Source organism: Streptomyces phyllanthi (genome assembly GCF_009377205.1).
GTDB classification, from domain to species: Bacteria; Actinomycetota; Actinomycetes; order Streptomycetales; family Streptomycetaceae; genus Streptomyces; species Streptomyces phyllanthi.
On sequence record NZ_VJZE01000635.1, the window covers coordinates 1 to 4,126 of the forward strand.

Annotated in this window: 3 protein-coding genes and 1 pseudogene; all 4 read right to left on the bottom strand. The window is 69.3% G+C overall.

Annotation, left to right across the window (positions count from 1 at the left end):
- Positions 1 to 121: pseudogene (locus tag FNH04_RS42495) on the bottom strand (GTP cyclohydrolase I FolE); the annotation flags it as partial.
- 141 nt (positions 122 to 262) lie between these two features.
- Positions 263 to 2,290 (bottom strand): ATP-dependent zinc metalloprotease FtsH, encoded by a 2,028-nt coding sequence (gene ftsH, locus FNH04_RS42500; RefSeq protein WP_152791585.1) that lies wholly within the window; start codon positions 2,288 to 2,290, stop codon positions 263 to 265.
- Between the two features lie 199 nt (positions 2,291 to 2,489).
- Entirely contained in the window at positions 2,490 to 3,050 is a 561-nt protein-coding gene (gene hpt / locus FNH04_RS42505) for a hypoxanthine phosphoribosyltransferase (RefSeq protein WP_152791586.1), read from the bottom strand.
- 149 nt (positions 3,051 to 3,199) lie between these two features.
- The coding region (gene tilS, locus FNH04_RS42510) for a tRNA lysidine(34) synthetase TilS (protein WP_152791587.1) at positions 3,200 to 4,126 on the bottom strand (927 nt) is incomplete at its 5' end.

The window sequence follows — 4,126 nt, forward strand, 5'->3', positions numbered from 1 at the left end:
GGCCCTCCCTGTCCGGGTCCTCGCCGACCGCGATCAGCAGTTCCCGTACGGCGTTCTCGGCGCGCTTCTCGTCGAACTCGCCGATCGTGCCCTCGCCGTCCAGCATCACGGGGTCGGTCATCTGGTGCCTCGTTCCTGTGCCTTCGGCGCGTACGGATCACGCGCCTCACGTACGGGCATACGAAATGCCGCGCCCCCAGGCTAGAACCTGGGGGACACGGCATTCATTCCGGGCCCGAAAGGTGGACGGACGAGCCGGGTGTCAGCTCTCCGGGCGCTCCTCCGGGGTGGCCTCCTTCGCCGGGACGGACTCCGCGGTGCCGGCGATCGCGGGCGTCGCGCCGTTCACCCCGTTCGTCAGCGCGAGCTCCTTCGGGGAGAGCACCGGCGGGCGGGTGGAGGGCGTACGGCGGGAGGAGCCGGTCCACGCGGGGCGCGGCGGGCGCTTGACGATGGGGGCGAAGACCTCGGCGATCTCCTCCTTGCCCAGCGTCTCCTTCTCGAGCAGCGCGAGCACCAGGTTGTCGAGGACGTCGCGGTTCTCGACCAGGATCTCCCAGGCCTCGTTGTGCGCGGTCTCGATGAGCTTCTTGACCTCTTCGTCGACGAGCGCGGCGACCTCTTCCGAGTAGTCGCGCTGGTGAGCCATCTCACGTCCGAGGAACGGCTCGGTGTTGTCGCCGCCGAACTTGATCGCGCCGAGACGCTCGGTCATGCCGTACTGCGTGACCATCGCGCGGGCGGTGGCCGTGGCCTTCTCGATGTCGTTCGCGGCGCCGGTCGTCGGGTCGTGGAAGACGAGCTCCTCGGCCGCGCGGCCGCCCAGCATGTACGCCAGCTGGTCCAGCATCTCGTTGCGCGTGGTCGAGTACTTGTCCTCGTCCGGGAGCACCATCGTGTAGCCGAGGGCACGGCCTCTCGACAGGATCGTGATCTTGTGGACCGGGTCGGAGTTCGGGGAGGCCGCCGCGACCAGGGCGTGTCCGCCCTCGTGGTACGCGGTGATCTTCTTCTCCTTGTCCGACATGATCCGGGTCCGCTTCTGCGGGCCGGCCACGACGCGGTCGATGGCCTCGTCCAGCATCTGGTTGTCGATCAGCTTCCGGTCGCTGCGGGCCGTGAGGAGCGCGGCCTCGTTCAACACGTTGGACAGATCGGCACCCGTGAAGCCGGGCGTGCGGCGGGCGACCGCCGACAGGTCGACGTCCGGGGCGACCGGCTTGCCCTTCTGGTGGACCTTGAGGATCTCCAGACGGCCCTGCATGTCCGGGCGGTCGACCGCGATCTGGCGGTCGAAGCGGCCGGGGCGCAGGAGGGCCGGGTCGAGGATGTCGGGCCGGTTGGTGGCGGCGATCAGGATGACGCCGCCCTTCACGTCGAAGCCGTCCATCTCGACGAGCAGCTGGTTCAGGGTCTGCTCGCGCTCGTCGTGACCGCCGCCGAGGCCGGCGCCGCGGTGGCGGCCGACCGCGTCGATCTCGTCGACGAAGACGATCGCCGGGGCGTTCGCCTTGGCCTGCTCGAACAGGTCACGGACTCGGGAGGCACCGACACCGACGAACATCTCGACGAAGTCGGAACCGGAGATCGAGTAGAAGGGGACGCCGGCCTCGCCCGCGACGGCGCGCGCGAGCAGCGTCTTACCGGTTCCGGGCGGGCCGTACAGCAGCACACCCTTGGGGATCTTGGCTCCGACCGCCTGGAACTTGGCGGGCTCCTGGAGGAACTCCTTGATCTCGTGGAGCTCCTCGACCGCCTCGTCCGAGCCCGCGACGTCCGCGAACGTCGTCTTCGGGGTGTCCTTGGTGATGAGCTTCGCCTTGGACTTGCCGAAGTTCATGACCCGCGAGCCGCCGCCCTGCATCTGGTTCATCAGGAACAGGAAGACAACCACGATGAGAACGAAGGGGAGCAGGGAGAGCAGGATCCCGACGAACGGGTTCTGCTTGGACGGCGAAACGGTGTAGCCGTCCTCGATCTGCTTGTCCTGGAACTTCTGCTGGAGCGTGGTGGCCAGTGCCACACCCTGGTCGCCGATGTAGCTCGCCTGGATCTTCGAGCTGCCCTCGACCTTTGTGCCGTCCTTGAGCTCGACCTTGATGATCTGCTCGTCGCCGGTGGTGAGCTTGGCCGACTGGACCTTGTTGTCATTGATCGCCTGGACAACCTGGCCCGTGTCCACCGTCTTGTAGCCGCCGGACGAGCCGACGACCTGCATCAACACGACCACGGCGAGGACGGCCAGCACGATCCACATGACCGGCCCACGGAAGTATCGCTTCACGTCCATCCATACGGAGCGGTGTCGCCCCGTCCCTCCTGCCATAGTGAGTTTGCTAAAAGACTGTTCTTCGGACGGTACCCCAGCATTGTCACCCGAAGCCGCGCGGGCGGCTGACAATCCCGTCTCTGCATGCTCCAACGGTGCGGGGTCCGCCGAGGTTCCCGAGCGCCCTACGAGGCTGGTCCGTCCTCATGACGGGGGCGTATCAGCCGCCGTAGACGTGAGGGGCGAGCGTACCCACGAATGGCAGGTTGCGGTACTTCTCGGCGTAGTCGAGGCCATATCCCACGACGAACTCGTTGGGAATGTCGAAGCCGACCCACTGCACGTCGATCGCGACCTTGGCCGCCTCCGGCTTGCGCAGCAGCGTGCACACCTTGAGGGAGGCGGGCTCACGGGAGCCGAGGTTGGAGATCAGCCAGGACAGGGTCAGGCCGGAGTCGATGATGTCCTCGACGATGAGGACGTGCCGGCCCTTGATGTCGGTGTCGAGGTCCTTGAGGATCCGCACCACACCGGACGACTGGGTGCCCGCGCCGTAGGAGGACACCGCCATCCAGTCCATGGTGACGGGGGTGGACAGTGCCCGGGCGAGGTCCGCCATGACCATCACGGCGCCCTTGAGGACACCGACGATCAGCAGGTCCTTGCCCGCGTACTCCGCATCGATCTTCGCGGCCAGCTCGGCCAGCTTCGCGTCGATCTCTTCCTTGGTGATGAGTACCTGCTGGAGGTCGGCACCCATGTCTTTCGCGTCCACCCGCATCACTTTCGTCGTCCCGCACTCTGGCCCGTTCACCTTCGGGGCGCCGGCGCTGCGCGCCCCTTCGGCTCACTCGCGCGGCCGTTCCGGCCGCCCATGCCCCGGTGAGGGGGTTCGGGGCCCGTGGGAGGGGCCCCGCCGGGGGTCCGGTGTCAGCCTTGCCGGATCACCAGTCTGCCACCCTGCCGCCGGACGACGACTCGGCCCGGGAGATTGATGGCTCCCTGACCGCGCCAGCCGGTGATCAGCCGGTCGAGCTCCTCGACGTGACGGGCGAAGAGCGAGCCGGCCGGGGCGCCGGCCTCGATGGCGGCCCGGCGCAGGACGCGACGGCGTACGGCGGGGGGCAGGCCGTACAGCTTGGCGCACTCCAGATGGCCCGAGGGGTCGCGTACGGAGGCCTCCGCCTGGAGGGCCCAGGCGTCGAGCGCGTCGGCGTCGTCGCGGGACAGCCGGGCGGTGCGGGCCAGGGCCTCCACGACGCCCTTGCCGAGCGCCTTCTCCAGCGCGGGCAGGCCCTCGTGGCGCAGCCGGGAGCGGGTGTAGGCGGGGTCGGTGTTGTGGGGGTCGTCCCAGACGGGGAGGGACTGGACCATGCAGGCCTTGCGGGCGGTCTGCCGGTCGATCTGAAGGAAGGGACGGCGATAACGGCCGCCGGCCCCCGAGACCGCGGCCATTCCGGACAGGGAGCGGATGCCGGAGCCTCGGGCGAGGCCCAGCAGAACCGTCTCGGCCTGGTCGTCACGGGTATGGCCGAGCAGGATCGCGGCGGCGCCGTGGCGTTCGGCCGCGGCGTCCAGGGCGGCGTAGCGGGCGTCACGGGCGGCGGCCTCGGGGCCACCCTCGCGGCCTACGGTGACGGCGACGGACTCCACGGGGTCCAGGCCGAGTTCCCCCAGGCGCAGGACGACTTCCTCGGCGCGCAGGTCGGAGCCGGACTGCAGACCGTGATCGATGGTGACTCCGCCGGCACGGACGCCGAGTCTGGGGGCCTCGAAGGCGAGGGCGGAGGCGAGCGCCATGGAGTCGGCGCCGCCGGAGCACGCCACGAGGACGAGCGGTGGGGCCGGGGGCGGCTC